The following is a 26,803-nucleotide window of genomic DNA, read 5'->3' on the forward strand; positions in this document are numbered from 1 at the left end:
TGAAGATGAGCGGATTGCCTGAAGCACAGGGGCTCTACGACCCGCGCCACGAGCATGATGCGTGTGGTGTCGGCTTCATCGTCGACATCAAGAATCGCAAATCCCATGAGATCATTCGGGACGGCCTCGAAATTCTCGTCAACCTGACCCATCGCGGCGCGGTGGGGGCCGACCCCAAGGCGGGCGACGGCGCCGGCATCCTGATCCAGATTCCCGACGCCTTCCTGAGGGAGGAGGCCGCGGCGCTCGGCATCTCCCTGCCGGTCGAGGGCGCCTATGGCGCCGGCTGCGTCTTCCTGCCCCAGGACGCGGCGCTGCGCCGGGCCTGCGAGGAGCACGTCGAGGCCCTGGTCAAGGCCGAGGGGCAGGTTCTGCTGGGCTGGCGCGACGTTCCCACCGATTCCTCCAGCCTGGGCCACTCGGTGCTGCCGACGGTTCCCGTGGTGCGCATGGTGTTCATCGGCAAGGGCGGGGATGTCGCCGGCCAGGATGCCTTCGAGCGCAAGCTTTTCGTCATCAGGAAGCAGGCGTCCAACCGCGCCCCGGCCGGTTCCGAGCGGGATTTCTACATCCCGTCGCTGTCGTCGCGCACGCTGATCTACAAGGGCATGCTGCTGGCCGACCAGGTGTCGGTGTTCTACCGCGAGCTCAACGACCCGCGCATGGTCAGTGCGCTCGCCATGGTGCATCAGCGCTTTTCCACCAATACGTTCCCGTCGTGGCGGCTGGCGCATCCGTTCCGCATGATCAGCCACAATGGCGAGATCAACACCCTGCGCGGCAACCTCAACTGGATGAACGCCAGGCGCCAGACCATGTCGTCGGCGGTGCTGGGTGACGATCTGGCCAAGCTGTGGCCGCTGATTCCCGAGGGGCAGTCGGATTCGGCCTGCTTCGACAACGCGCTGGAATTGCTGGTGATGGGCGGCTATTCGCTGTCCCACGCCATGATGATGCTGATTCCCGAGGCGTGGTCGGGCAATCCGCTGATGGACGACAAGCGCAAGGCGTTCTACGAGTACCATGCCGCCCTGATGGAGCCGTGGGACGGTCCGGCGGCGGTGTGCTTCACCGATGGCCGCCAGATCGGCGCCACCCTGGACCGCAACGGCCTGCGTCCCGCCCGCTATCTGGTGACCACCGACGACAAGTTCCTGATGGCCTCGGAAATGGGCGTGCTGCGCAACATTCCCGAAGAGACGATCAAGAAGAAGTGGCGGCTTCAGCCCGGCAAGATGCTGTTGATCGACCTGGAGCAGGGCCGCATCATCGACGACGCCGAGATCAAGGCCGAACTGGCCGGCCGCAAGCCCTACGCCGAATGGCTGGAGCGCTCGCAGATCATGCTGGAGGACGTGGATATTCCCGTCCAGACGGTGACGCCCGATCCCGCCACCCTGCTGAAGCGTCAGCAGGTGTTCGGCTATACCCAGGAAGACGTCAAGTTCCTGCTGCACCCGATGGCGGTGACCGGCCAGGAAGCCATCGGCTCCATGGGCACCGATACCCCGATCGCGGTGCTGTCGGCCAAGCCCAAGCTGCTGTTCAACTACTTCAAGCAGTGTTTCGCCCAGGTGACCAATCCGCCCATCGATTCCATCCGCGAGGAATCGGTGATGAGCCTGGTGTCGCTGATCGGGCCGCGCCCCAACCTGCTCGGCTTCGAGGCCGACGGCGGCCAGGGCAAGCGGCTTGAGGTGCGCCAGCCCATCCTGACCAACGAGGACCTGGAAAAGATCCGCAAGATCGAGACGGTGCCCGGGTCGGGTTTCCGCTCGGTGACGCTCGACATCACCTGGCCGGCGGCCGAGGGGCCGGACGGCCTGGAACTGGCCATCGCCGCCCTGTGCCGCAAGGTCAAGCAGAAGGTCGAGGAAGGCTACAACATCGTGGTGCTGTCGGATCGCGCCGCCGGCCCGGACGACGTGCCGATACCGTCGCTGCTGGCGGTCTCCGCCGTGCATCACTTCCTGATCCGGGAGGGCTTGCGCACCCGTTCCGGTCTGGTGGTCGAGACCGGCGAGGCCCGCGAGATCCATCACATGTGCGTGCTGGCCGGCTATGGCGCCGAGGCGATCAACCCCTATCTGGCGTTCGAGACGCTGGAGGAAATGCGTCCGACCCTGCCCGAGCCGCTGACCTCCTACGAGGTGCGGAAGCGCTATATCAAGGCGATGGACAAGGCCATCCTCAAGGTCATGGCCAAGATGGGAATTTCCACCTATCAGTCCTATTGCGGCGCCCAGATCTTCGACGCCATCGGCCTGTCCAGCCGTTTCGTCAACACCTACTTCGCCGGCACTGCCAGCCGCATCGAGGGCATCTCGCTGCGCGAGGTGGCCGAAGAAGCCGTGCGCCGGCACAAGACCGCCTATTCCGACGCCCCCGTCTACCGCAACGCGCTGGATGTCGGCGGCGAATACGCCGTCCGCCTGCGTGGCGAGGAACACGCCTGGACCAGCGGCACCATCCAGACCATGCAGCATGCGGTCCGCTCCGGCTCCATGGAGACTTTCCGCGAATTCTCGCGTCAGATCAACGAGCAGAGCCGCCGCCTGCTGGCGCTGCGCGGCCTGTTCGAGATCCGTCCGGCCGGCAACGGCATTCCGCTGGACGAGGTCGAACCGGCCAAGGACATCGTCAAGCGTTTCGCCACCGGCGCCATGTCGTTCGGTTCGATCTCGTACGAGGCCCATTCGACGCTGGCCATAGCCATGAACCGCATCGGCGGCAAGTCCAACACCGGCGAGGGCGGCGAGGAGGCCGAGCGCTTCGTTCCCATGGCCAACGGCGATTCCATGCGCTCGGCCATCAAGCAGGTGGCGTCGGGCCGCTTCGGCGTCACCGCCGAGTATCTCGCCAACGCCGACGACATCCAGATCAAGATGGCCCAGGGCGCCAAGCCCGGCGAGGGTGGCCAGTTGCCGGGCCACAAGGTTGACAAGGTCATCGCCCGGGTGCGCCATTCCACCCCCGGCGTCGGCCTGATCAGCCCGCCGCCCCATCACGACATCTATTCCATCGAGGATCTGGCCCAGCTGATCTTCGATCTGAAGAACGTGAACCCGGCGGCGCGCATCTCGGTCAAGCTGGTGTCGGAAATCGGCGTCGGCACCGTCGCCGCCGGCGTGTCCAAGGCCAAGGCCGACCACGTCACCATCTCGGGCTTTGACGGCGGTACCGGCGCCTCGCCGCTGACCTCCATCAAGCATGCCGGCAGCCCCTGGGAGATCGGCCTGGCCGAGACCCACCAGACCCTGGTGCTGAACAACCTGCGCGGCCGCATCGCGGTGCAGTGCGACGGCGGCCTTCGGACCGGCCGCGACGTGGTCGTCGCCGCCCTGCTGGGCGCCGACGAGTTCGGCTTCGCCACCGCGCCGCTGATCGCCGCCGGCTGCATCATGATGCGCAAGTGCCATCTGAACACCTGCCCGGTCGGCGTCGCCACCCAGGACCCCGAACTGCGCAAGCGCTTCGTCGGCCAGCCCGAGCACGTCATCAACTACTTCTTCTTCGTCGCCGAGGAGGTGCGCGAACTGATGGCGACGATGGGCGTGCGCAAGCTGGAGGAGCTGATCGGCCGCACCGACCTGCTGGACGCCAACGCCGCCATCACCCACTGGAAGACCAAGGGGCTGGATTTCTCCAGGCTGTTCCACCGGGTCGACGCCGGCGCCGATGTCGCCATCCGCAATTGCGAGGTCCAGGAACACGACGTCGACGACGTGCTGGACCGCGACCTGATCGAGGAGGCCAAGCCGGCGCTGGACGACCGGGTCTCGGTGCGCATCACCCGGCAGGTCCGCAATCTCAACCGCTCGGTCGGCGCCATGCTGTCGGGGGAAATCGCCAAGCGCTTCGGCCATTCCGGCCTGCCGGGCGACACCGTCCACATCAAGCTGGTCGGCACCGCCGGACAGAGCTTCGGCGCCTTCCTGGCTCGCGGCGTCACCCTGGAGCTTGAGGGCGAGGCCAACGATTACGTCGGCAAGGGCCTGTCGGGCGGCCGGGTGGTGATCTATCCGCCCAAGGTGTCGCGCATCGTCGCCGAGAACAACATCATCGTCGGCAATACCGTGCTGTACGGCGCCATCGAGGGCGAATGCTACTTCCGGGGCGTCGCCGGCGAGCGCTTCGCCGTCAGGAATTCCGGCGCCATCGCGGTGGTCGAGGGTGTCGGCGATCATGGCTGCGAATACATGACCGGCGGCGTCGTGCTGGTGATCGGCGACACCGGGCGCAACTTCGCCGCCGGCATGTCGGGCGGCGTCGCCTATGTGCTGGACGAAGGCCGCGATTTCGCCAGGCGCTGCAACCTGGCCATGGTCGAACTGGAACCGGTGGCGGCCGAGGAAGAGGCCAATGTCCGCTACGAACACCAGTCGGGCGACCTGGAAAGCCATGGTCTGGTGGAACTGATGAACGACATGACCCGCGACGACGCATCGCGCATCCGCGCCATGCTGCGTAACCATCGCCACTTCACGGGCAGCAAGCGCGCCCACGACATTCTTCTGAACTGGGAGTACTACATGCCCAAGTTCGTCAAGGTGATGCCGGTGGATTACCGGCGCGCCCTGCTCGAAATGCAAAAGGCCCACACCCCGAGGGTCGCTGCCGGGGGAGGGCGTTGACATGGGCAAGCCGACCGGTTTCAAGGAATTCGCCCGCCAGACCCCCGGCTACGAGCCGCCGGAGGAGCGGGTCAGGCATTATCGCGAGTTCACCAGGCCGCTGTCCGACGGGGAACTGGCCAATCAGGGGGCGCGCTGCATGGATTGCGGCATCCCCTTCTGTCACCAGGGGTGCCCGGTCAACAACATCATTCCAGACTGGAATGATCTGGTCTACCGCAACCGGTGGAAGGAAGCGGTGGAGGTGTTGCACTCCACCAACAACTTCCCGGAATTCACCGGCCGCATCTGCCCGGCCCCGTGCGAGGCCGCCTGCACGCTGAACATCACCGATGAGGCGGTGACCATCAAGACCATCGAGCACGCCATCGTCGAGCGCGGCTGGGCCGAGGGCTGGATCAGGCCCGAGACCCACAAGCCCCGCACCGGCAAGACGGTGGCGGTGGTTGGCGGCGGCCCCGCCGGGATGGCGGCGGCGCAGCAACTGGCCCGCGCCGGCCATTCGGTGGTGCTGTTCGAGAAGAACGCCAAGGTCGGCGGCCTGCTGCGCTACGGCATTCCCGATTTCAAGCTGGACAAGGCGGTGATCGACCGCCGCCTGGCCCAGATGACGGCCGAGGGGGTCGAGGTCCGGGTCAACGCCCATGTCGGCGTCACCGTGTCGCCTCGGGAATTGCTGGACGGCTTCGACGCCGTGGTGCTGACCGGCGGATCGGAAAAGCCCCGCGACCTGCCGGTTCCCGGCCGCGATCTGGCCGGCGTTCACTTCGCCATGGACTTCCTGACCCAGCAGAACCGCCGCAATTGCGGCGAGGCGGTGGCGGGGGCCGATATCCTGGCCGCGGGCAAGAAGGTGGTGGTGATCGGCGGCGGCGACACCGGCGCCGATTGCGTCGGCACCTCCAACCGCCACGGCGCCGCCTCGGTCACCCAGATCGAGATCATGCCCAGACCGCCCGAGAAGGAGGACAAGGCCCTGTCCTGGCCGTTGTGGCCCAACCGGCTGCGCACCTCCAGCTCCCACGACGAGGGCTGCGACCGGCGCTGGTCGGTGTCGACCGGTGCCTTCCGGGGCGAGAACGGCCGGGTGGTCGGACTCGACTGCTTCCAGGTGGATGCCAGGTTCCAGAAGATTCCCGGCAGCGACTTCACACTCGACGCCGATCTGGTGCTGCTGGCCATGGGCTTCGTTCATCCGGTCCATGAGGGGCTGGTGGATGGCCTGGGGCTGGAAAAGGACCAGCGCGGCAACGTCAGGGCCGACACCGAATCCTATGTCACCTCGAACCCGAAGGTGTTCGCCGCCGGCGACATCCGCCGGGGCCAAAGCCTGGTGGTGTGGGCGATTCGCGAGGGGCGGCAAGCGGCCCGCGCCGTCGATGTTTTCCTGATGGGCGACAGCGATCTGCCGATGTGCTGAGCCGCCGTCGAATGGCCCCCTTCCGCCTGGGAAGGGGGCTTTTTCGTCAGTTCCTGACCAGATTCTCGAAAATATCCTCGATCTCCCGGACGGCCCCGTGGTCCTCGAAGATCAGGTTCGAACGCTCGGCGATCCTGGCCGACATGGCGGCGCGGAATGCCGGGTCGTTGCCCAGGCGCAGGCACAGATCCGCATAGCTCCCGGCGCTGTCGGCGACCAGGTCCGTCATGCCCATGGCAATATATTGGCCGAGGGTAAGACGGCTACGAAGGAACTCCCCCGGCCAGGTGACGATGGGGGACGCCATGGCGAAAGCCTCGTAGCTGGAATTGCCGCCACCGAAATGGATAGGGTCGAGATTGGCGTCGGCGAGCATCAGCAATCCCATGTAGGCCTGGCGCGACATGGGGGGCAGAAAGATCACCTGATCGACATGGTCTGGAAACACCGTTGCGAAGCGCTGGAGAAGCGCGTCATTCCAGGTAGGATGGCGACCACTGATCAGGATGATGCGGCCCTTGGGGTCGCGCCGCAGGATATCGGCCAGGATGTGGTCGAAATCGGGATGGAACTTGAACAGGGTCTGGGCGCAGACATAGAGGTGGTCGTCCTCGGCCAGGCCGTAATCGGCGCGGACGGGACGGGTGTCGGGGTGGGGTGGGCGCTCGTAGCAGAAGGTGAGGTGACGCATCTTGATGAGGCGTTCGGTGTAGTGCCGTTCGGCCCCATCCGGCTCGAACGCCTCCGACGACAGGAAATGGTCCATGTTGGGGATGCCGGTGGTGTCGGGATGGCCCCAACTCATCACCTGGACCGGCGCCAGCCGCGAATAGGCCAGGAAGTAGGTGAACGGGTCCATGCCGATATCGGGATAGAACAGGATGTCCAGTTCCTGGGCGGCCACCATGCCGCGGGCCGATTCCAGGTTTTCGGGCAGGACCGTCACTGCCTGGGCGCAGGCGTCGATGCGCCGGGCCATGGAATCGGCGTGGTGACGGGTGTGGAGGATGACGACGTCGAAACGCTGGCGGTCCAATGTCTCGATCATCCGCACCAGCAGCTTGCCGATGGTGTGTTCGCAAAGATAGCGGGAAATGATCCCCAGGCGGATGCGGCCGCCGGATTTCGGACGTGACGGGGCGCGCCAGCCCAGCGACGGCGCCAGATGCAGCAGTGCGCGGGCGGTGGCGGCTTGCAGATCGCGGTCGTCGAGGGCGTGATAGGCGAGCTGGAAATTGGTGCGGCCATTATGGTTGAGCGGGTCGAAGCCGGCGGCCGGCCGCGTCGTGATCCGGTCCAGCACCGCCGACAGGGTGGCGCGGCGGGCGGCGCTGTCCTCGACCGACGGAGCGATGACCGGGAACAGCTGTGCCTGGGCCAGGGTGGCGGCCACATGTCCCGGATTGATGTCCAGAAAGGCGGCATAGCATTCCGCCGCCTCGTCGGTGCGGTTCTGGGACTGGAGCAGGGCGGCGAGACGATGACTGGCGACGTAATCGTCGGGACGGAGGCGGAGGGCGTGGCGGAAGCACTCCTCGGCCGCGGCGGCGTCGCGGTCGAATACGGTATTGGCCAGGGCGACCAGGATATCGGGCTGATCGGGAACACGGTCCAGCGCCTGGCGCAGCAGGTCCGCCGCTTCATCGAGCCGGCCCTGCCAGTACCAGACCCGCGACAGGCCCAAGATGGCCTCCGATAGATTGGGGGATCGCTCGATGGCGCGGCCCTGAAGGGTCTCGGCCTCGTCGAGGCGACTTTGGGCCACCCGGACATTGCCCAGGGCGGACAGGGCCAGGGGGTGATCGGGATGCAGGGCCAGCGCCCGCTCCGCCAGTCCGGCCGCCTCGTCGGTCCGGCCCTGGCCGGCACGGATGCGGCACAGTTCGACCAGCAAGGTGACGGAATTGGGGGCGGCGTCCATCGCCTGGCGGAACAGGGTTTCGGCGGCCTCGTCGTTGCCGGCGGCCTGATGGGCGGTGGCGAGGCGGAACATGGTGTCGGCCGAACCCGGATTTAGGCCGAGCGCCTGGGTATAATGCCGCCGTGCGTCCTCGGCTTTGCCCTCCGACAGCAAGATGTCGCCCAGCAGCACCAGGGATTCGGCATGGCCGGGGCGCAGCCCAAGCGCCCGGCGGGCCAATTCGGCGGCCTCGGCCGGGCGGCCCTGGTGGGTCCGGACCGCCGCCAGATTGCACAAGGCCTCGGGATAGTCGGGCTGAACCTCCAGCGCCGCCGCATGGCAGCCGGCGGCGGCATCCAGCCGGCCGAGGGTCTTGAGGATGGCGCCGAGATTGGTCAACGCCCTGACGTTGCGGGGCGCTGTGGCCAGGACCGCCTGAAGATTGGCGGCGGCCTCCTCCAGCCGTCCCTGATCGACCAGGGCGCCGCTAAGATTGATGCGGGCGTTGAGGTTGTTGGCGTCGCGTCCCAGCGCCTGAAGGAAGGCGGCTTCCGCCTCGCGGGGGGCGCCGGCCATCAGCAGGGCGTTGCCCAGGTTGACGTGCAGCTCGGCCGCGTGAGGAACCGCGCGGACCGCTGCCTCGAATCGGGGAACCGCCTCGGCCGGCCGGCCGGCCTCCAGCAGGCAGATGCCCAGGTGGTTGTGGGTGTCGGCCAGGGTGGGGGCCAGCCGGACCGCCGTCTCGAACGACCGGATGGCGTCGTTCGGCCGTCCCAGGGCCTTTTGGGCCAGGCCGAGATTGATGAAGGCCTCGAACGACCTCGGCATCAGTTCGGCGACGGTGGCGAATCGCTTGGCGGCGCCGGCGGCGTCGCCGCGCCCCAGGGCGATGGCGCCAAGCATCTGGTAGGCGGGGGCGCATTTGCGGTCGAGGGAAATCAGCCAGGAACAGGTCTTCTCCGCTCCCGCGAAATCACCGGCGCGGTGCTGGTTCACCGCCTGCTGGAAAATGGATTGCAGCGATCGCCCCTGTGCCACGCCCTGATCTCCTTCGGTTTGGACGGCGAGGATAGCCGGATTGGGCATGGCCGAGAAGGCGGATTGCGTCGGCGGCTCCGATAGGACTTTTAAATATAAAATATATGCATGAATAACTATAAATTCAGTAAAAATTCAATTTAAATTGAATTTATCAGATGAATTGTTGCAAAATATGGTTGACGTTATTGTTCGTGCCGACCTAAAAGGCGCTCCCGGTATAAGACGATGGGGTTGGTTGGTATGGCGATCAATGATTTGCGATTCAAGTCAAAGCTGCTGCTAACGGTTGCTGTGTCCTTGCTTGGCATGATCGCGCTGGTCATGGCCGAGATCGGTGGCCTGCGCGAGGATTTGCTGGAAAGCCGCCGGGTCAAGACCCAGCATGTGGTCGAGGTTGCCCATGCCGCCATCTCTCTTTATGTCCGGGAGGCCCAGTCCGGCCGCATGAGCGAGGCCGACGCCAAGGCTGCCGCCCTTGCGGCCGTCAAGGCCATGCGCTATGGCGAGAACGAGTATTTCTGGATCAACGACATGACGGCGCGGACGCTGATGCATCCGATCCGTCCCGATCTGGACGGCAAGGACATGAGCGCCGTCACCGATCCCAGCGGCAAGAAGCTGTTCGTCGCGTTCGTCGAGACCGTGGCCAAGGACAAGGCCGGCTTCGTCGATTACCTGTGGCCGAAGCCCGGTTTCGATCAGCCGGTGGCAAAGCTGTCCTACGTCAAGGGCGTCGATGAATGGGGCTGGCTGGTCGGGTCCGGCATCTATATCGACGACGTGGACGCCGCCTTCCGCGCCAAGCTGATCACCATCGGATCCACCGCCCTGGTGGTGATGGCGTGCGTCCTGCTGGTGTCGTGGTGGATCGGCACCGGCATCGTCGGCGGCATGACCGGGGTTACCCTCGGCATCCGCAAGCTGGCCGGCGGCGACACCTCGGTGGTGTTCGATGGCGCCGGCCGCAAGGACGAGATCGGCGAACTGGTGGAGGCCGCCGAAGTGTTCCGCCGGAGCACGCTGGAGGTTCAGCGCATGTCGGAAGAGCGGGCCGAGACCCGCCGCCGGGCCGAGACCGAGCGCAAGGCCACCATGGGGAAACTGGCCGACGATCTGGAAAAGGGAGTGAAGTCGGCGGTGGCGGTGGTCAGCAATTCGTCGGTTCAGGTGCGGGAATCGGCCACCACCGTGTCGGGCGCCATCGACAGCGCGTCGCGCGAGACCCAGGAGATCGCCACCACCGCCCAGCAGACCAGCGCCAACGTGGAGACCGTGGCCGCCGCCGCCGAGGAGCTCAGCGCCTCCATCCGCGAGATCGGATCCCAGGTCGGTCAGAGCACCGCCATCGCCCGTTCGGCGGTGGAGGCGGCGCAACGGACCGATTCCGTGGTGCGCGGCCTGTCCGAGGCGGCCAAGCGCATCGGCGAGGTGGTCGAACTGATCAATTCCATCGCCGGCCAGACCAATCTGCTGGCGCTCAACGCCACCATCGAGGCGGCCCGCGCCGGCGAGGCCGGCAAGGGCTTCGCCGTGGTGGCGGGCGAGGTCAAGCATCTGGCCAATCAGACCGCCAAGGCCACCGACGAGATCGCCAGCCAGATTTCATCGATCCAGTCGACCACCGCCGAGGCGGTTGGCGCCATCGAGGAGATCGGCCGCACCATCGGTCGCATGGACCAGATCGCCGCATCCATCGCCACCGCGGTGGAGCAGCAGGGCGCCGCCACCGCCGAAATCGCCCGCAACGTCCACGAGGCGGCGGCCGGCGCCCAGAACGTTTCCCATCACATCGCGTCGGTCAGCCGCACCACCGGCGAGGCCGGCGCCGCCGCCCGGACGGTGTTGCAGGAAGCCGATGGACTGGCGCGCCAGTCCGATCTGCTGCGGGACGGCGTCGACCGCTTCCTTGGTGAAATCCGGACGATGTAGGGACGGCCAAGCGTGGTGTCCAGCACCATCATCAGGGCGAACCCGACCATGAGTCCGAGCGTCGCCGGCGTCTGGTGGCCGTTGCGGTGGGTTTCGGGAATCACCTCGTGCGAGACCACGAAGATCATCGCTCCCGCCGCCAGCCCCAGACCCGCCGGGTAGGCCGCCGCCAGCCCGCTGGACAGGCCGACTCCCAGCAGGGCTCCGACCGGTTCGAGCAAACCGCCGGCGGCGGCGGCCAGAATGGCGGTCGATGGACGGAAACCGGCACCGCGCAGGGCCAGCGCCACCGCCAGGCCTTCCGGAAGGTCCTGAAGGGCGATGGCGGTCGCCAGGGGCAGACCCACCGCCATGTCGGCCCGCGCGAAGGCGACGCCGATGGCCATGCCTTCCGGCAGGTTGTGAAGCGCGATGGCCAGGACGAACAGCCAGACCCGGCCGCACCGCTCGTGGCCGGGGCCGCACGGGCCGGTCTTGTCGTGCTCGTGCGGGGTGAACTCGTCCAGCCCCAGCATCAGCAGCACTCCGGCCGCCATGCCCAGCACCACCAGTCAGGCTCCCAGCGGCTTGCTGCCGAGAATCTCGCTCCCCGCCTCCAGCCCCGGCAGCAGCAGGGAGAAGGCGCTGGCCGCCAGCATCATTCCCGCCGCCAGTCCCAACAGGCTATCTTCGATCCGCTGTGGCAGGCTGCGAAACGTCAGGGCCGGCAAGGCGCCCAGGGTGGTGGCGGCGAATCCGGCCACTCCCCCCAGCAGGGCAAGGCGAACGGCTCCGGACTGCACCCCGGTGATCCCGACGACGCCGTGGCCGAGCAGGATGCCCACCGTCGCCAGGGCCGCCACCAGCCCCAGCGCGGACCAGGGATGCCGCCGTGCGTGCCCAAGCGCGAGGGCGGTCCAGGTCGGAGGCTGAATTGGGCGAGCGATGTCCATGCCGGTCGGGACGACACGGCGGCGGCGGTTGGGGCCGCCGCCGCGCCATTCCTCCTCCTTGCCTATTGTACTTCGGCCAGGGCGATGCCCAGCGCGTCGGCGACGCCCTTGCCATAGGCCGGATCGGCCTTCAGGCAGTTGCGGATGTGCCTGATCTGGATGTCCTTCGGCGCCTCGCCGACGGAGCGGGCGGTATTCTCGAACAGGATTTTCTGCTGCGCCGGGCTCATCAGGCGGAACAGGGCGCCCGGCTGCGAGTAGTAGTCGGTATCCTCGCGATGGTTCCAGTGGTCGGCGGCCCCTTCGACGCTGAGCGGCGGCTCGGCGTAATCGGGCTGTTCCGCCCATTGGCCCTCGTTGTTGGGTTCATAGCCCAGGGTGCCGCCGTGATTGCCGTCGACCCGCATGGCGCCATCGCGGTGATAGCTGTGGGCGGGGCAGCGCGGCGCGTTGACCGGGATCAGGTGATGGTTGACCCCCAGCCGGTAACGCTGGGCATCGCCATAGGAGAACAGGCGGCCTTGCAGCATCTTGTCGGGCGAAAAGCCGATTCCGGGAACCACGTTGGCCGGATTGAAGGCGGCCTGCTCGACCTCGGCGAAGAAATTCTCGGGATTGCGGTTCAGCTCCATGACCCCCACCTCGATCAGCGGGTAGTCCTTGTGCGGCCAGATCTTGGTGAGATCGAAGGGGTTGTAGGGCACCTTGGAGGCGTCGGCTTCCGGCATGATCTGGACGAACATGGTCCATTTGGGGAAGTCGCCCTTTTCCAGGCTTTCGTAAAGATCGCGCTGGTGGCTTTCGCGGTCCTTTCCGATCACCGCCTCGGCCTCGGCATCGCTGAGATTGCGGATGCCCTGCTGGCACTTCAGGTGGAACTTGACCCAGTGGCGTTCCCGGTTCGCATTGATGAAGCTGAAGGTATGGCTGCCGAAACCGTGCATGTGGCGATAGGTGGCGGGAATGCCGCGATCGCTCATGACGATGGTGACCTGATGCAGCGCCTCGGGCAGCGAGGTCCAGAAGTCCCAGTTGTTCTTGGCGCTGCGCATGTTGGTGCGCGGGTCGCGCTTCACCGCGTGGTTGAGGTCGGGGAATTTCAGCGGGTCGCGCAAAAAGAATACCGGCGTGTTGTTGCCGACCAGATCCCAGTTGCCTTCTTCGGTATAGAACTTGACGGCGAAGCCCCGGATGTCGCGTTCGGCGTCGGCGGCGCCCCGTTCGCCGGCCACGGTGGTGAAGCGGGCGAACAGGTCGGTCTTCTTGCCGACCTGCGAGAAGATTTTGGCGCGGGTGTACCGGGTGATGTCGTGCGTCACCGTGAAGGTGCCGTAGGCCCCCGACCCCTTGGCATGCATGCGGCGCTCGGGGATTACCTCGCGGTCGAAATGCGCCAGCTTCTCCAGATACCAGACGTCTTGCAACAGCATCGGACCGCGCGGGCCGGCGGTCATGACGTTCTGGTTGTGGGCGACCGGGCATCCGGCATTGGTGGTCAGGCGCTTGTCGTCATCCATGGTCGATCTCCTCCTGAAAGGCGCTTCGTCATCCGTTGGTTGTGGGAATCATGATGCCATCGGAAGCTGATTGACGCAAACCGCAATATTTTGACAATCTAATCGATTGAGGCGATCACCTGAGCTTAGCCGTTCCTGAAGAATCCCATCAGGCGGTTGAGTTCGCGCGACTGTTCCTCCAGCGAATGGGCGGCTGCCGTGCTTTCCTCGACCAGGGCGGCGTTCTGCTGGGTCATCTCGTCCATCTGGGTGATGGCGGAATTGACCTGATCGATGCCCGAGGCCTGTTCGGCCGAGGCCGCCGCGATCTCGCCGACGATGTCGGCGACCCGCTTCACCGCCGACAGGATGTCTTCCAGGGTCTTGCCGGCGCCCTTGACCAGTTCGGCGCCGCTCTTGACCTCGCCGGTGCTCTGGCCGATCAGGCCCTTGATCTCCTTCGAGGCCTGGGCCGAGCGCTGGGCGAGGTTCCTCACCTCCTGGGCGACCACGGCGAAGCCCTTGCCGGCGTCGCCGGCCCTGGCCGCCTCCACCGCCGCGTTCAGCGCCAGCAGGTTGGTCTGGAAGGCGATCTCGTCGATCATGCCGACGATGTCGCCGATCTTCTGCGAACTGCCCTCGATTCGGGTCATGGCGTTGACCGCGTCGGACACCACCTGGCCGCCGCCGGCGGCGATCTCGCGGGCGCCGGCCGCCAACTGGTTGGCCTGCTGGGCGTTGGCGGCGTTCTGGCGGACGGTGGCGGCCAGTTCCTCCATGGAGGCGGCGGTTTCCTCCAGCGCCGAGGCCTGCTGCTCCGAGCGTTCCGACAGGTCCTGGCTGCCGGCGGCGACCTCGGAGGCGGCCGAGCCGATCTGGCCGGCGGCCGAATTGATGTTGGCGACTATTTCCGACAGCTTGTCGGCGGTGCGGTTGACGTCGTTCTTCAGTTGTCCGAATACGCCGGAATACTCGCCGGCGATGCGTCGGGTCAGGTCGCCCTCGGCGACCGCGCCCAGAACGTCGGCCACGTCCTTCAGGGCGATTCCGGTCAGGCGGACCAGATTGTTGACGCCCTCGCACAGGTTGAGCAGGAAGCCGTCCTTGCCGTCGAGATCGATGGAGCGGTCGAGGTCGCCGTTGCTGGCGGCCTTGGCGACCTCGGCCACCTCGGCGACGATGGCGGCCTCGCGTTTCCTCTGCTCCTCCTCGGCCTTGCGGCTTGCCTCCTCGGCCTCGCGCTGCTCGTCCTCCATCCGCTTCTTGTCGACGGCGGCCTGCTTGAACACCTCGACGGCGCGGCAGATGTCGCCGACCTCGTCGCCGCGGCCGGATCCGCCGATCTCGACGTTCAGTTCGCCCTTGGCCAGCCTGGACATGACCTCCAGGATTCCGCCCAGCGGCACGATGATCGAGCGCACGATCACCACCGCCAGGACGATTCCGACCAGCAGGGCGGCCACCGCGGCGGTGATGGCCAGCGTACGGCTGTTGGCGGCGGTCTCGACGCCGTGATCGTATTCCTTCTTGGCGACCTGGTCCTGAAGGGCGATCAGGGCGTTCAACTCGCCGATGGCGGTCGCGAATTTCGGTCCGGCATCCCCGCGCATGTTGGCCATGGACGCGGCGAGATCTCCGGCCTTGGCCTGGGCCAGGGTGCGGTTGCGGCTCTCCTGGTAGGCGGGCAGGGCCTTGACGAATCGCTCGGCGATCGTCTTTTCCTCGGGGGTGAGGTAGGTGGCGAGAAACGCCTTCAGTTCCTTGTCGGCTTTCCGGTCCAGGCCGGCGACTTCGGCGATGATCTCGTCCATGCGGCCGGTGGCCGCGCCCGAGGCGGCGAAGATGGCGTCGGCGCGCATGCGGTGCATGGAATCGCCGACGGTGTTCAACTGGACCAGCACGACGGTGCGGTCCTCGTACACCGTCTTGAGGCCGGCCAGGATCGAGGCCTGCCCCATGACGCCAACCCAGGCGATGGCGATCATGAAGACGGCCATGGCCGCGGTCAGGAAGGCCAGTCGGCCGCCGATTCGGACGCTCGCGAACATCAAAGGTCTCCCACCAGTATCAGTTGCCGGTCAACTGCCTCGGCATGAGGCAGTATTGCCCATGAATGCGGCACTGTCGACATGCGCTGACGTCAGGGCAATTACGGATGGCTTGACGGCCCTCAAGGTGACGGCGGCGGGACCGGGGCAAGGTCTGTCGGTCAATGTCGCAAGGATAGTGTATCCATGGCCACCATTCCGCTGATGGAACCCGCCTACAAGGGGTCGCAGGGTCCCGTGTTCTTCGCCGCCGGCTTTCGTCCGTTCTTTCTGTTCGCGGCGCTTCAGGCGGCGGTCATGCTGCCGTTGTGGCTGCTGGTGTTCTTCGCCGTCCTGCCCGCCCCGGCCGACTGGAACCCGGTGGTGTGGCACGCCCACGCCATGGTGTTCGGTTTCGCCGGCGCCGCCATCGGCGGCTTCCTGCTGACGGCGGTTCCCAACTGGACCAATTCCCACCATGTTTCCGGCCGGCCGCTGATGCTGCTGTTCGGCGTCTGGCTGGCCGGCCGCGTGGCCGTCGCCCTGGCGGGCGTGCTGCCGCCGCTGGCGGTGGCGATCATTGATCTCGGCTATCTGCCCATTCTGGCCGCCCTGCTGGCCAAGCCGCTGATCGATGCCGGCAAGTGGCGTAACATCGCCTTCCTGCCTATCCTGGGGGTGATGTGGCTGGCCGATCTGTGTGCTCATCTGGAGGCGCTCACCGGCAACGCCACCGGATTGAAGGGCATCTATCTCGGCATCTTCGTGGTGCTGCTGATGATCGTCATTGTCGGTGGCCGCATCGTGCCGTCGTTTACCCAGAACTGGCTGCGCATGCAGGGCAAGCCGGTGGAAATCCCCCCCGTGGCCTGGATCGAGAAGGGCGGCGCGGCCGGCAGCCTCGTCCTGGCGGCGGCGGCCCAGCTGGTGGCGCCGTCCTCGGCCGTCGCCGGCATCCTGGCGCTGGCGGCGGCGGCCATTCACGGTTACCGCATGTCGCGCTGGCACGGATTGGCCACCTTCGCCAGCCCGATCCTGGCGGTGCTGCATGTGGGATATGCCTGGATGGTGCTGGGCTTCGCCCTGCTGGGGCTGGCGTCGTTCACCGACGTCCTGCCGGCCTCGGCGGCGGTGCACGCCCTGACCGCCGGTTCCATCGGGACCATGGTGATCGGGGTGATGAGCCGCGCCGCCCTGGGGCATTCCGGCCGCCCCCTGGTGGTGTCGCCGGTCACGGTGGCCGCCTATGTCATGATCTCGGCCGGGGCTCTGCTCCGGGTGGTGGCGCCGGTGATTCCCGAGGCCATGTCGGCCCTGACCCTGGCCGGCGGCGTGATCTGGACGGCGGGATGGCTGGCCTATGCGGTGATCTACTTCCCCGTCACCACTCAGCCGAGAGCGGATGGCCGTCCGGGATAAGTCCAGGATTGCCTTTTATGGAGGCATTATGGGGGCGGTGTCGCATTTTGACGAAGACACCGCCCTATTTTTTTGCTCAAGTGTGACCAGATACATAGGGAATTCAGGCATCGGCGACTAGACTTCCGTCCGATCATCGCAGCGGAGCTCCGTACATGGGATGCAAGGTGAAGTTTTGGGGGGTGCGGGGAAGCATCGCCTGTCCTTCGCCCGAGCATGTGGTCTATGGCGGCAATACCAGCTGCATTTCCGTCACCACCGACGCCGGGGTGATCGTGTTCGACGCCGGCACCGGCATCCGTTCGCTGGGGGGCGAACTGATGCGGCTGGGCGTCAAGGAAGCCCACCTGTTCTTCACCCATACCCATTGGGATCATATCAACGGCTTTCCGTTCTTCACGCCGGCCTACGTGCCGTTCTTCAAGCTGCACATCCACGGCGCCCGGTTGGAGGGACCCCCCAAGGGCATCCGTCACGTCCTGTCGGCCCAGATGGAATCGCCCAACTTTCCGGTGCCGCTGGCCATCATGCAGGGTATCGCCTCGGACGAGGATTTCGACGTGGGCAGCGTGTTCACTCCCTATGACGGGGTGGTGGTGCGCACCGGCCGGCTGCGCCATCCCAACGGCGCCTGTGGCTATCGGGTCGAGGCCGGCGGCGCCGCCATCGCCTATATCACCGATACCGAGCACCTGCCCGGCCAGCCGGACGGGAATGTCCTGGCCCTGGTGGATGGCGCCGACCTGATGATCTACGACTGCACCTACACCGACGACGAGTTTCCCGCCCGCGTCGGCTGGGGCCATTCCACCTGGCAGGAGGCGGTTCGCCTGGCCCGCGCCGCCGGGGTCAAGCGTCTGGCCATCTTCCACCACGATCCCGATCATACCGACCCGGTCATGGCCCGTATCGAGGCCGAGGCGACGGCGGCGTGGGACGGCGCCTTCGTGGCCCGCGACGGCATGGAGGTGGCGGTCGGCTGAATTCCCAGGGAATTCACGGCGTCACCGGCAGGGTGAACAGGAACGTGCTTCCCTCGCCGGGCCGTGATTCGACCCAGATCCGCCCCTGGTGGTGTTCGACGATCTTCTTGCAGACGGACAGGCCGATGCCGTTGCCCTCGAAGGTGCCGCGGGCGTGCAGGCGCTGGAAGATGCCGAAGATGCGCCCGAAATACTTTTCGTCGATGCCAAGACCGTTATCGGTGACCGCAAGACGCCAGAAGGCGCCGTCGCGCTCCGCGGAAACTCCAACCACCGGGGCACGGTCGGGGGCATGGTACTTGAGGGCGTTGCCGATCAGATTCTGGAACAGCCGGACCAGTTCGCTCCGGTTGCCGACGACGCGGGGCAGGGCGGCGACGTCGACCCGTCCCCGTGTCTCCTCGATGGCGGGGCCAAGATTGCCGACAGCCTCGGCGGCGACCTCGCCCAGGTCGACCGGGGCCGGGGGATCGGGGGCGCGGCCGATCCGCGAATATTGCAGCAGGTCCAAGATCAGATGATCGAGACGCTGGGCGCCGTCCCGGGCGAAGCCGATGAACTCGCGGCATTCCCCGTCGAGGCTGCCCTCAAGGCGACGTTCCAGCAAGGTGAGGTAGCTGCTGATCATCCTGAGCGGTTCGCGGAGGTCGTGGGAGGTCACATAGGCGAACTGCTCCAGATCGGTGTTCGATCGTTCCAGGGCTCCGGCCTTTTCCGCCAGGATATCCTGGCTGCGCCGCAGTTCGGCGGTCATGTCCAGGGCCAGCCGTTCGGCGCGCTGCCGCTGGCGGGCGATGGAAACGATGATGGCGAACAGCAAGATGTTGATGGTCAGGCCGCCGGCGGCGATAACCATTGATTGCTGCGCCTCTCCGGCGGAAATGTAGTTGCCGCGGGCGTAGAGGTAGAGGGTCCAGGCATGGCCGCCGTTGCGGACGACCGACGTTTCCGACAGTTCGGGGGCGTGCTTGCCGAACTGGCAGAGCTGGTCCTGGTCGCTGTCGAAGATCAGGCTGTCTTGCGACGGCGCTTCGCCGTCGTGGATCTCGAAGTCGAGCTTTCCCATGCCGGCGCCCAGGATGCCGGCCATCAGGTCCCTGACGCGGAACGGGCTGTAGACGAATCCCCGGATGGCGGCGCGGCGCTGCTCGACCGTGTCGATGGGCATGCCCGGGCGGTAGACCGGCAGGTAAAGCAGGAAGCCGGGCTGAATGTCGCTGTCGGTTTCCTGGACCAGCGTCACCTTGCCCGACAGGGCGGCTTCGCCGCTGTCGCGGGCACGCTCCATGGCGGCGCGCCGCACCGGTTCGGAGAATATGTCGTAGCCGAACGCCCGCAGATTGCGGCCGATGAAAGGCTCCAGGTAGATGATGGAGGTGTAGACGTCCCGTTCGCCCTGCGGCCGGATGGAATAGCCGGGGAACCCTTCGGCGCGGATGGCCTCGGTATGGGAGTGTCGTTCCTCGGGTCGGACAACCGCGCTGTAGCCGATTCCCTGGATACCGGGGTAATAGCGGTCGATGGCGGTGGTGGCGACGAAGGCTCGCCATTCGGCGCGGGACACTTCCGCCGACGACTGGAACAGGCCTACGCCCGAACGCAGCACCGCTTCATAGGCCTGCATGCGCCGGGCGATGGAGGTTCTGACGTCCTGGGCATGGAAACGAAAGCGGTCCCGCGCCAGTTCCCGCACGAAGGCGTTGGAGACGTGCCAGGCCGCGATGGTCAGGATCAGCGAGCACAGCAGGACAACCCAGGCGGTGGCTGGATGATGCAGCAGGCGCATGCCCTTGCTGGAAACTGGCTTGTCCATCCCCGGTACTCGAACTCGACGGCCCCGCCATCCTATCCCGAAGGATAGGGGATGGCTAGGGGCATCCCCCCTCTATCGGTATAGATACCTATGCCGGTGAGGGGGCGAGGGGGGAATCAGTCGGTCCGCTGAATCAGGTGGAAGCCGAACGGGGTTTCCACCACACCGCTGATCTCTCCGGCCGCCAGGGCGAAGGCGGCGGCATCGAATTCCGGAACCATGGCGCCCATGGGAAAAAAGCCGAGATCGCCGCCTTCTTCCGAGGACGGGCAATCGGAATACTGACGCGCCATCTGGCCGAAATCGGCGCCTTCCTTGATCTCGTCCAGAATTCCGTTGATGGCGGCCAGGGCCTCTTCCTTGGAGCGGGTGGCCTGGGAGCGCATGGACCCCTTGTACATCAGCAGGATATGGGCGGCGCGAATCTGGGACGACATGGCAAGGCTCCGAAGGAATTTGGGAAGGGGCGCCAATGTAGACTTATTGGCGCTGCTTCACCAGTTCATGAATCAGGATGGCGGCCGTGGCGGCCACATTCAGCGACTGTATCCGGCCCGAGCCGGCAATGGTGACGACATCGTCGCAGGCGGCCAGGGTGGCGGGCGGCAGGCCGTGTTCCTCGTTGCCGAGGATGACCGCCACGGGCTTTGCCGAGGGTGCCAGCGCCTCGGCCAGCGGCCGCCCCGAACCCAGGGCGGTTCCGATGACCCGGTGGGAATCCCTGAGACGCTTCAGGGCGGGAAGGAGCTTCGGGGTACGGATGACGTCCAGCCATTCCAGGCCGCCTTCCGAGACCCGGCGGGCAGCCTCGGACGGCAGGGCCTGGGCCGGGTGATCCGACACGATCAGGCGTTCCAGGCCGAAAAAGGCCATGGTGCGGGCGATGGCGCCCAGGTTGTGGGGGTTGCCGATGCCGTCCAGGATCAGCAGCGGCCGCTTCCACGCCCGCGCCTCGGCCGGATCGAAGATCAGGATCGGCTTGGGGGCGGCGATGGCGACGATGCCGCCGTGCAACTGGGTGCCGGCGATCTTGGACAATTCCTCGGTGGAAACCATGCGGTAGGGCTTGTGCCCCTTGGCCATCATGGCGCAGAAGTCGCCGGCCAACGCCTTCATGCGCTCGTCGTAGAACAGCCGCTCGGCCCGCCTGGGGTCGTGTTCGAACAGGGCCCTGACCGCCGGCAGGCCGGTGACCCGCTCGAAATCGTCCTTGTCGCGGGGCGGCTTGTGCCGGAAGGGGGGACGTGCCATTGCTGTGCCGATTCGTGATGGTGCGCGGGAGAGAGTTGTGACTCGCCTGATCTTGTTCAACAAGCCCTATGACGTGCTGACCCAGTTCAGCGATCGCGAGGGCGGGCGGGCGACCCTGAAGAAGTACGTCGACATTCCCGGAGTCTATGCCGCTGGCCGGCTGGACCGCGATTCCGAGGGGCTGCTGGTTCTGACCGATTCCGGCCCGCTGATCCGCCGGATCAGCGATCCCCGCCACAAGCTGGCCAAGACCTATTGGGCGCAGGTCGAGGGCTGCCCCGCCGAGTCCGACCTTGAACCGTTGCGTCGGGGGGTGATCCTCAACGACGGCCCGACCTTGCCGGCGGGGGCGCGGCTGATGGCCGAGCCCGAGGGATTGTGGCCGCGCGATCCCCCCATCCGCTACCGTGCCGCCATTCCCACCGCCTGGATCGAACTGGTCCTGCGCGAGGGCCGCAACCGGCAGGTTCGCCGCATGACCGCCGCCATCGGCTTTCCGACCTTGCGCCTGATTCGCCGGGCGGTGGGGGAGTGGACCCTTGACGGCCTCGCCCCCGGCCAATGGCGGGAGATCACGCCGCCATCCGTTCGTCCAGCACCAGCCGCAAGGCCTCGACCGCCTCGGCCAACTGGTCGCGGCTGATCACCAGCGGCGGGGCGAATCGGATGGTGTTGCGGTGGGTGTCCTTGGTCAGGACTCCCCTGGCCGCCAGTCCGAGACAGACGTCATTGGCGCCGATGCGGGCCGGATCAAACTCGATGCCGATGAACAGGCCGCGTCCCCGGATATCTTGGATCAGGGGGCTGGCGAGGCTGTGAAGACGCTCCATCAGCCAGGTGCCCAGATCGGCGGCGCGCTGGCTCAGCCTTTCGTCCTCCAGCACCCCCAGCGCCTCGAATCCGACGGCGGCGGCCAGCGGATTGCCGCCGAAGGTGCTGCCGTGATCGCCGGGCCGGAACACGTCGATGACGTCGCGGCGGGCCAGGAACAGCGAAACCGGCAGCATCCCGCCGCCCAGCGCCTTGCCCAGGGTGACGGCGTCCGGCCTGACGCCATCGTGTTCGCAGGCCAGCACCCGGCCGGTGCGGCCCAGGCCGGTCTGGACCTCGTCGGCGATCAGCAGCACGTTGCGGGCGGTGCAGATGTCGCGGCAACGGGCGAGATAGCCGGGCGGTGGCACGATGATGCCGCCCTCGCCCTGGATGGGTTCCACCAGAAAGGCGGCGGTATCGGGCGTGATCGCCCGCTCCAGGGCATCGGCGTCTCCGAATGGAACGGAAACGAAGCCGCCGGGATAAGGTCCGAACCCGTCGCGGTACTGTCCGACGGTAGACATGCCGACGATGGCGATGGTGCGGCCGTGGAAATTGCCGGCGGCCGAGATGACGCGGGCCTGTCCCGGCGGCACCTTCTTGACGGTGTAGGCCCATTTGCGGGCCGCCTTCAGGGCGGTTTCCACCGCCTCGGCGCCGGTATTCATGGGTAGGGCGCCATCCATGCCGGTCATGCGGCACGCCCGCTCCAGGAAGCGGCCCAGCGGCCGGGTGTGGTAGGCGCGAGACACCACCGCCAGCCGCCCGGCCTGCTCGGTCAGGGCCTTGACGATGCGGGGATGGGAATGGCCGAAGCTGACGGCGGAGTAGCATCCCATCATGTCGATGTAGCGCCGGCCGTCCTCGTCCCACACCTCGGCGCCCAGTCCCTTGACCAGGACGATGGGCAGGGGATGGTAGTTGTTGGCGCACCATTTGCGTTCCAGGGCGATGGTATTGCTCATGGCTGGGCTCCCGTGGCTGTCGCCGCGCCGATCAGGGCTTCCACCAGTCGGGCGGTGCGGCGGTCGATGTCATGGTTTGGATTGTATTCGGCGATCTCCAGGCCCAGGCAGCGGGGCGAGGCCAGCAGCGGCGTCAGCGCGGCCAGCAGGGCGTCGCCGCGGATGCCGCCCTCCACCGGGCTGCCGACGCCGGGGGCGTCCAGCGGATCGACGGCGTCGAGATCCAGGCTGATTCCGAACGGGCCGTCGCCGGCCGCCTCGGCCAGCACGCGGGCCAGGCCTTGTCGCTCGATCTCGGCCATGTGGGTGACGGCGACCCCCATCCGGGCGGCCAGCACCACTTCCTCCGGCTCGAAGCTGCGCACTCCCACCAGCCGGATGCAGCCGGGGGCGAAGACGGGACAGGGGCAGGCGGCCGCCGTCAGCCTCGGGTGGCACTCTCCCATCAGGCACGCCACCGGCATGCCGTGCAGGGCGGACGACGGGCTGGTCTGGGGGACATGGCAATCCATGTGGGCGTCGATCCACACCAGCCGGAAGCCGGTGACGCCGGCCGGGGCACGCCGCATGCCGGTCCAGGTGCCGACCGCGATGGAATGATCGCCGCCGATAACGACGGGGAAGCGGCCCCGCCGGCATTCGCTTTCGACCCGGCGGGCGAGGCGGTCACAGACATCGGCCACCACCATGTCGGCGGAGCGGCCCGGGGGGGCGGTGACGGCGATGTCGATCCAGGGAATGGCGGCATCGGCGGCCGGGCGGCGCAGGGCGGCGGGACCATCGGCGCAGCCCCGGTCGCGGGCGCCGTGCCCGCAGCCGACGGCGATGATGATGCTGTCGCGGTTCCCGCCGGTCATGGCGGCCTCCGATGCTGCTTCCCCTTATATCTGTGGGGGCGGAGGCGGCTTGGCGAGAGGGGACGGAGGAATTATGGCCTCGGGTGGACGGAGGTCCGGAAAAGTCGACGGCCCCCGAATCGCTTCGGGGGCCGTGCGGCATCGCCGCCGTGGCGGGCGAGGGTTACTCCACCGGCTCCTTGCGGGCCTTGGCGTAGCCGACGCCTTCCAGCGATTGCTCGATCTCGTCCAGGATGGCGGGATCGTCGATGGTCGCCGGCATCTTGAATTCCTGATTGTCGGCGATCTTCTGCATGGTGCCGCGCAGGATCTTGCCCGAGCGGGTCTTGGGCAGGCGGTTGACCACGGTGCAGGTCTTGAAGGCGGCCACCGGGCCGATCTTCTCGCGCACCAGCTTCACCACCTCGGCGATGACCTGGTCGTGGCTCTTGGTGACGCCGGCCTTGAGGCAGATGAAGCCCAGCGGCAACTGGCCCTTCAACTGGTCGGCCACGCCGATCACGGCGCATTCCGCCACGTCGGGATGGCTGGCCAGCACTTCCTCCATGCCGCCGGTGGACAGGCGGTGGCCGGCGACGTTGATGATGTCGTCGGTGCGGCTCATGACATAGGCGTAGCCGTCCTCGTCGATCATGCCAGCATCGGCGGTCTTGTAGCAGCCGGGGAACTCGGAATAATAGGCGTCGACGCAGCGCTGATCGGCGTTCCACAGGGTCAGCAGGGCGCCGGGCGGCAACGGCAGCCGCACCACCAGCGAGCCGACCTTGCCGGCCTCGCAGGGCTGATGCCCCTCGTCCAGCACTTCCAGGCCCCAGCCGGGAACCGGCTTGGTGGGCGAGCCCGGCTTGATGGGGAATTCGTGCAGGCCGAGGCAGTTGGCGGCGATGGCCCAGCCGGTCTCGGTCTGCCACCAGTGATCGACCACCGGAACCTTCAGGTTGGTGACCGCCCAGTTGATGGTGTCGGGGTCGGAGCGCTCGCCGGCCAGGAACAGGGCGCGGAAGCCGGTCATGTCGTACTTCTTCAGAAGCTCGGCATTGGGGTCTTCCCGCTTGATGGCGCGAAACGCGGTGGGCGCCGTGAACAGCGAGGCGATCTTGTGCTGGCTGATCATGCGCCAGAAGGCGCCGGCGTCGGGGGTTCCGACCGGCTTGCCCTCGTAGACCACGGTGGTGCTGCCGTTCAGCAGCGGGCCGTAGCAGATGTAGGAATGCCCGACCACCCAGCCCACGTCGGACGCCGCCCAGAACACCTCGCCCGGCTTGATGTCGTAGACGTATTTCATGGACCACAGCAGCGCCACCATGTGGCCGCCGTTGTCGCGGACCACGCCCTTGGGCTGGCCGGTGGTGCCCGAGGTGTAGAGGATGTAGAGCGGATCGGTGGCCTTGACCGGCACGCAATCGGCCGGCTTGGCCTTGGCCGCCGCCTCTTCCCAATCCAGGTCGCGGCCGGCGGTCATTTCCGCCCTGGCCTGCGGGCGCTGGTACATGATGGTGTGGCCGGGCTTGTGCTCGGACATGGCGATGGCCTCGTCCAGCATGGGCTTGTAGGGCAGCACCTTCGAGCCCTCGATGCCGCACGACGCCGACAGGATCAGCTTGGGCTGGGCGTCGTTGATGCGCACCGCCAGCTCGGACGGCGCGAAGCCGCCGAACACCACGGAATGGATGGCGCCCAGGCGCGCCACCGCCAGCATGCCGATCACCGCCTCGGGGATCATGGGCATGTAGAGCAGGACGCGGTCGCCCTTGCCGACGCCGAGCGCGGCCATGGCGCCGGCCAGGCGCGACACCTGATCCAGCAGGTCGTCGTAGCTGATGGTGCGGCCGGTGTTGGTGACCGGGCTGTCGTAGATGATGGCGGCCTGCTTGCCGCGGCCGTCCTTCACATGGCGGTCGACCGCATTGTAGCAGGTATTGGTCTCCGCGCCGACGAACCAGCGGTAGAACGGTTTGTTGGAATCGTCGAGGACCTTGTCCCAGGTCTTGTACCAATGGACGCTCTGGGCCGCCTCGCCCCAGAAACCGGTCGGGTCCTTCAGTGATCTGTCGTAGGCTTGCTGGTATGGGTTGGTCATGTCGGACAGGTTCCTCTGCTTTGCCACTCTTTGATCGGGGGACGTTGAACGCGCGCAAGCGGGTGGCCGCCCCTCCATACGAGTGGGGAGAATGCCGCAAAACAGCTAATATTGCAAAGGTCGTTTGGACGGGGAGGAAGCCAGTGGTTCCGCGCTCTGCGCGACGGATTGGCAAAGGATGTTACATCCCCGCTCCGCTTAAACGGGTAGGGGCGGCGACCGGACGGGACTAGGCGGCGCGAGGAACCCGGGCGGCCTCCCGCGCCGCGTCGCCGAAAGCGTCAGTGGTGCGTGGACGTGATGCGCGACAATTCGTCCTTGATCCGCAATTTCTTGCGTTTCAGGTCATTGATGCGGGCGGTGTCGGGATTGAGGCTGCGAATCTGGGATTCAATGTCCGATTCAATGGCAGCGTGCTTGGCTTTCAAGGACTCGATACGGTCATGAAGGCTCATCAGTATCCTCCCTCCTGGGTAGGTGATCTTGAAAGTTTATTCCTGAGAATGGCCGGTTGTCAGCAGGGAAATTGCCCTGGACCGCCACCTGGGCTAAGGTTTGATGTCGATTCGATGAAGGATTATTCCCATGCAGGACTCCCCGCCGTGACCGTGCCGCCGCAACGCCTGATCGTGGGAATCAGTGGGGCCTCGGGGATCATCTATGGCATTCGAATCCTGGAGATGCTGCGCCGCCTCGGAGTTGAATCCCATCTGGTGATGAGCCGGGCCGCCGAGATCACCCTGGCCCACGAAAGCGACATCAAGCTGGCCGATGTCCGCGCCCTGGCCGCAATCTGGCACAAGGCCGAGGATATCGGCGCCGCCCCGGCCTCGGGCTCGTTTCCCGCCATGGGGATGATCGTGGCGCCGTGCTCGATCCGCACCATGAGCGAGATTGCCACCGGGGTCACCTCCTCGCTGTTGACCCGCGCCGCCGACGTCGCCTTGAAGGAGCGTCGCCGGCTGGTGCTGATGGTGCGCGAGACGCCGCTGCATTCCGGCCATATCCGCACCATGTTGAGCCTGTCGGAGATGGGGGCGGTGATCGCTCCGCCGGTGCCGGGGTTCTACGCCCGTCCCGCCAGCCTGGACGAGATGGTGGAACACACCGCCGGCCGCATGCTCGACTTGTTCGGACTGGATTGCGGCACCATTCGCCGCTGGGGCGAATAGCGCCACCATATCACCGTCTTCTAATTATTGTATTTCCAATACTGTGGCCTTATCGGCCACCGTTGGTAGCT

At 66.5% G+C, this 26,803-nt stretch carries 18 protein-coding genes and 1 pseudogene; 7 read left to right on the forward strand and 12 right to left on the reverse strand.

The features are described from left to right. Positions 1-5 precede the first annotated feature (5 nt). A complete protein-coding gene (gene gltB, locus MTBSS4_RS17020; RefSeq protein ID WP_173984586.1) occupies positions 6-4,634 on the forward strand; it encodes a glutamate synthase large subunit in 4,629 nt (1,542 codons plus the stop codon). Between the two features lies 1 nt (position 4,635). Next, complete coding sequence (locus MTBSS4_RS17025) at positions 4,636-6,054, forward strand: glutamate synthase subunit beta (RefSeq protein ID WP_173984587.1); 1,419 nt, start codon at positions 4,636-4,638, stop codon at positions 6,052-6,054. A 46-nt stretch (positions 6,055-6,100) separates the two neighbouring features. Here MTBSS4_RS17025 and MTBSS4_RS17030 read toward each other — a convergent pair whose 3' ends face one another. Beyond that, the gene (locus MTBSS4_RS17030) at positions 6,101-8,992 is read right to left on the reverse strand and encodes a tetratricopeptide repeat protein (protein WP_173984588.1); all 2,892 of its coding nucleotides are present in this window, start codon (positions 8,990-8,992) and stop codon (positions 6,101-6,103) included. 309 nt (positions 8,993-9,301) lie between these two features. Here MTBSS4_RS17030 and MTBSS4_RS17035 point away from each other — a divergent pair, with 309 nt between their 5' ends. Continuing rightward, positions 9,302-10,924 (forward strand): methyl-accepting chemotaxis protein, encoded by a 1,623-nt coding sequence (locus tag MTBSS4_RS17035; protein ID WP_173984589.1) that lies wholly within the window; start codon positions 9,302-9,304, stop codon positions 10,922-10,924. A gap of 32 nt (positions 10,925-10,956) precedes the next feature. Here MTBSS4_RS17035 and MTBSS4_RS22660 read toward each other — a convergent pair. The 4 genes and pseudogenes from MTBSS4_RS22660 to MTBSS4_RS22740 all read right to left on the reverse strand — a co-directional run. Continuing rightward, positions 10,957-11,460, reverse strand: a pseudogene (locus tag MTBSS4_RS22660) (ZIP family metal transporter); the annotation flags it as partial. A gap of 15 nt (positions 11,461-11,475) precedes the next feature. Further along, positions 11,476-11,856 (reverse strand): hypothetical protein, encoded by a 381-nt coding sequence (locus MTBSS4_RS22515; RefSeq protein WP_254432623.1) that lies wholly within the window; start codon positions 11,854-11,856, stop codon positions 11,476-11,478. Positions 11,857-11,918: 62 nt separating this feature from the next. Further along, entirely contained in the window at positions 11,919-13,373 is a 1,455-nt protein-coding gene (locus tag MTBSS4_RS17045; RefSeq protein WP_173984590.1) for a catalase, read from the reverse strand. A gap of 125 nt (positions 13,374-13,498) precedes the next feature. After that, positions 13,499-15,400 carry a methyl-accepting chemotaxis protein gene (locus MTBSS4_RS22740; RefSeq protein WP_173984591.1) on the reverse strand — a complete coding sequence of 634 codons (1,902 nt, stop codon included), beginning with the start codon at positions 15,398-15,400 and terminating at the stop codon, positions 13,499-13,501. A gap of 186 nt (positions 15,401-15,586) precedes the next feature. Here MTBSS4_RS22740 and MTBSS4_RS17055 point away from each other — a divergent pair, with 186 nt between their 5' ends. Both MTBSS4_RS17055 and MTBSS4_RS17060 read left to right on the forward strand, forming a co-directional pair. Continuing rightward, a complete protein-coding gene (locus MTBSS4_RS17055; protein WP_173984592.1) occupies positions 15,587-16,798 on the forward strand; it encodes an NnrS family protein in 1,212 nt (403 codons plus the stop codon). 155 nt (positions 16,799-16,953) lie between these two features. Further along, a complete protein-coding gene (locus tag MTBSS4_RS17060; RefSeq protein WP_173984593.1) occupies positions 16,954-17,781 on the forward strand; it encodes an MBL fold metallo-hydrolase in 828 nt (275 codons plus the stop codon). 13 nt (positions 17,782-17,794) lie between these two features. Here the strand turns inward: MTBSS4_RS17060 and MTBSS4_RS22530 are convergent, their stop codons facing one another. The 3 genes from MTBSS4_RS22530 to MTBSS4_RS17080 all read right to left on the reverse strand — a co-directional run bounded on the left by MTBSS4_RS22530 (position 17,795) and on the right by MTBSS4_RS17080 (position 20,845). After that, positions 17,795-19,594, reverse strand: coding sequence for a CHASE domain-containing protein (locus MTBSS4_RS22530; protein ID WP_254432624.1), 1,800 nt, complete (start codon positions 19,592-19,594; stop codon positions 17,795-17,797). Positions 19,595-19,710: 116 nt separating this feature from the next. After that, complete coding sequence (locus MTBSS4_RS17075; RefSeq protein WP_173984594.1) at positions 19,711-20,031, reverse strand: peptidylprolyl isomerase; 321 nt, start codon at positions 20,029-20,031, stop codon at positions 19,711-19,713. Between the two features lie 43 nt (positions 20,032-20,074). Next, the gene (locus MTBSS4_RS17080; protein WP_173984595.1) at positions 20,075-20,845 is read right to left on the reverse strand and encodes an RNA methyltransferase; all 771 of its coding nucleotides are present in this window, start codon (positions 20,843-20,845) and stop codon (positions 20,075-20,077) included. A gap of 37 nt (positions 20,846-20,882) precedes the next feature. Between MTBSS4_RS17080 and MTBSS4_RS17085 the strand changes: the two genes are divergently transcribed. Continuing rightward, the gene (locus MTBSS4_RS17085; protein WP_173984596.1) at positions 20,883-21,488 is read left to right on the forward strand and encodes a pseudouridine synthase; all 606 of its coding nucleotides are present in this window, start codon (positions 20,883-20,885) and stop codon (positions 21,486-21,488) included. Here the strand turns inward: MTBSS4_RS17085 and rocD are convergent. The 4 genes from rocD to MTBSS4_RS17105 all read right to left on the reverse strand — a co-directional run bounded on the left by rocD (position 21,418) and on the right by MTBSS4_RS17105 (position 26,015). Beyond that, positions 21,418-22,623, reverse strand: a complete 1,206-nt coding sequence (rocD, locus tag MTBSS4_RS17090; RefSeq protein ID WP_173984597.1) for an ornithine--oxo-acid transaminase — start codon at positions 22,621-22,623, stop codon at positions 21,418-21,420. The genes MTBSS4_RS17085 and rocD overlap by 71 nt on opposite strands. After that, positions 22,620-23,480 (reverse strand): arginase, encoded by an 861-nt coding sequence (locus tag MTBSS4_RS17095; protein ID WP_173984598.1) that lies wholly within the window; start codon positions 23,478-23,480, stop codon positions 22,620-22,622. The genes rocD and MTBSS4_RS17095 overlap by 4 nt, the downstream gene beginning before the upstream one ends. Before the next feature lie 163 nt (positions 23,481-23,643). Continuing rightward, positions 23,644-25,638, reverse strand: coding sequence for a propionyl-CoA synthetase (locus MTBSS4_RS17100; protein ID WP_256367421.1), 1,995 nt, complete (start codon positions 25,636-25,638; stop codon positions 23,644-23,646). Positions 25,639-25,841: 203 nt separating this feature from the next. Continuing rightward, positions 25,842-26,015: a YdcH family protein gene (locus MTBSS4_RS17105; protein ID WP_173984600.1), complete on the reverse strand. Its 174-nt coding sequence runs from the start codon at positions 26,013-26,015 to the stop codon at positions 25,842-25,844. 114 nt (positions 26,016-26,129) lie between these two features. On the opposite strand from MTBSS4_RS17105, the gene MTBSS4_RS17110 reads away from it, so the two are divergent. Then, positions 26,130-26,732 (forward strand): UbiX family flavin prenyltransferase, encoded by a 603-nt coding sequence (locus tag MTBSS4_RS17110; RefSeq protein WP_173984601.1) that lies wholly within the window; start codon positions 26,130-26,132, stop codon positions 26,730-26,732. Positions 26,733-26,803 lie beyond the last annotated feature (71 nt).

It is taken from the genome of Magnetospirillum sp. SS-4 (genome assembly GCF_902729425.1).
Classification (GTDB): domain Bacteria; phylum Pseudomonadota; class Alphaproteobacteria; order Rhodospirillales; family Magnetospirillaceae; genus Phaeospirillum.

Coding starts and splice junctions, on each gene's coding strand:
- gltB (WP_173984586.1), top strand. CDS start 6: ATGAGCGGATTGCCTGAAGCACAGGGGCTCTACGACCCGCGCCACGAG.
- MTBSS4_RS17025 (WP_173984587.1), top strand. CDS start 4,636: ATGGGCAAGCCGACCGGTTTCAAGGAATTCGCCCGCCAGACCCCCGGC.
- MTBSS4_RS17035 (WP_173984589.1), top strand. CDS start 9,302: ATGATCGCGCTGGTCATGGCCGAGATCGGTGGCCTGCGCGAGGATTTG.
- MTBSS4_RS22515 (WP_254432623.1), bottom strand. CDS start 11,856: ATGGACATCGCTCGCCCAATTCAGCCTCCGACCTGGACCGCCCTCGCG.
- MTBSS4_RS17045 (WP_173984590.1), bottom strand. CDS start 13,373: ATGGATGACGACAAGCGCCTGACCACCAATGCCGGATGCCCGGTCGCC.
- MTBSS4_RS22740 (WP_173984591.1), bottom strand. CDS start 15,400: ATGTTCGCGAGCGTCCGAATCGGCGGCCGACTGGCCTTCCTGACCGCG.
- MTBSS4_RS17055 (WP_173984592.1), top strand. CDS start 15,587: ATGGCCACCATTCCGCTGATGGAACCCGCCTACAAGGGGTCGCAGGGT.
- MTBSS4_RS17060 (WP_173984593.1), top strand. CDS start 16,954: ATGGGATGCAAGGTGAAGTTTTGGGGGGTGCGGGGAAGCATCGCCTGT.
- MTBSS4_RS22530 (WP_254432624.1), bottom strand. CDS start 19,594: ATGGACAAGCCAGTTTCCAGCAAGGGCATGCGCCTGCTGCATCATCCA.
- MTBSS4_RS17075 (WP_173984594.1), bottom strand. CDS start 20,031: ATGTCGTCCCAGATTCGCGCCGCCCATATCCTGCTGATGTACAAGGGG.
- MTBSS4_RS17080 (WP_173984595.1), bottom strand. CDS start 20,845: ATGGCACGTCCCCCCTTCCGGCACAAGCCGCCCCGCGACAAGGACGAT.
- rocD (WP_173984597.1), bottom strand. CDS start 22,623: ATGAGCAATACCATCGCCCTGGAACGCAAATGGTGCGCCAACAACTAC.
- MTBSS4_RS17095 (WP_173984598.1), bottom strand. CDS start 23,480: ATGACCGGCGGGAACCGCGACAGCATCATCATCGCCGTCGGCTGCGGG.
- MTBSS4_RS17100 (WP_256367421.1), bottom strand. CDS start 25,638: ATGGAGGGGCGGCCACCCGCTTGCGCGCGTTCAACGTCCCCCGATCAA.
- MTBSS4_RS17105 (WP_173984600.1), bottom strand. CDS start 26,015: ATGAGCCTTCATGACCGTATCGAGTCCTTGAAAGCCAAGCACGCTGCC.
- MTBSS4_RS17110 (WP_173984601.1), top strand. CDS start 26,130: ATGAAGGATTATTCCCATGCAGGACTCCCCGCCGTGACCGTGCCGCCG.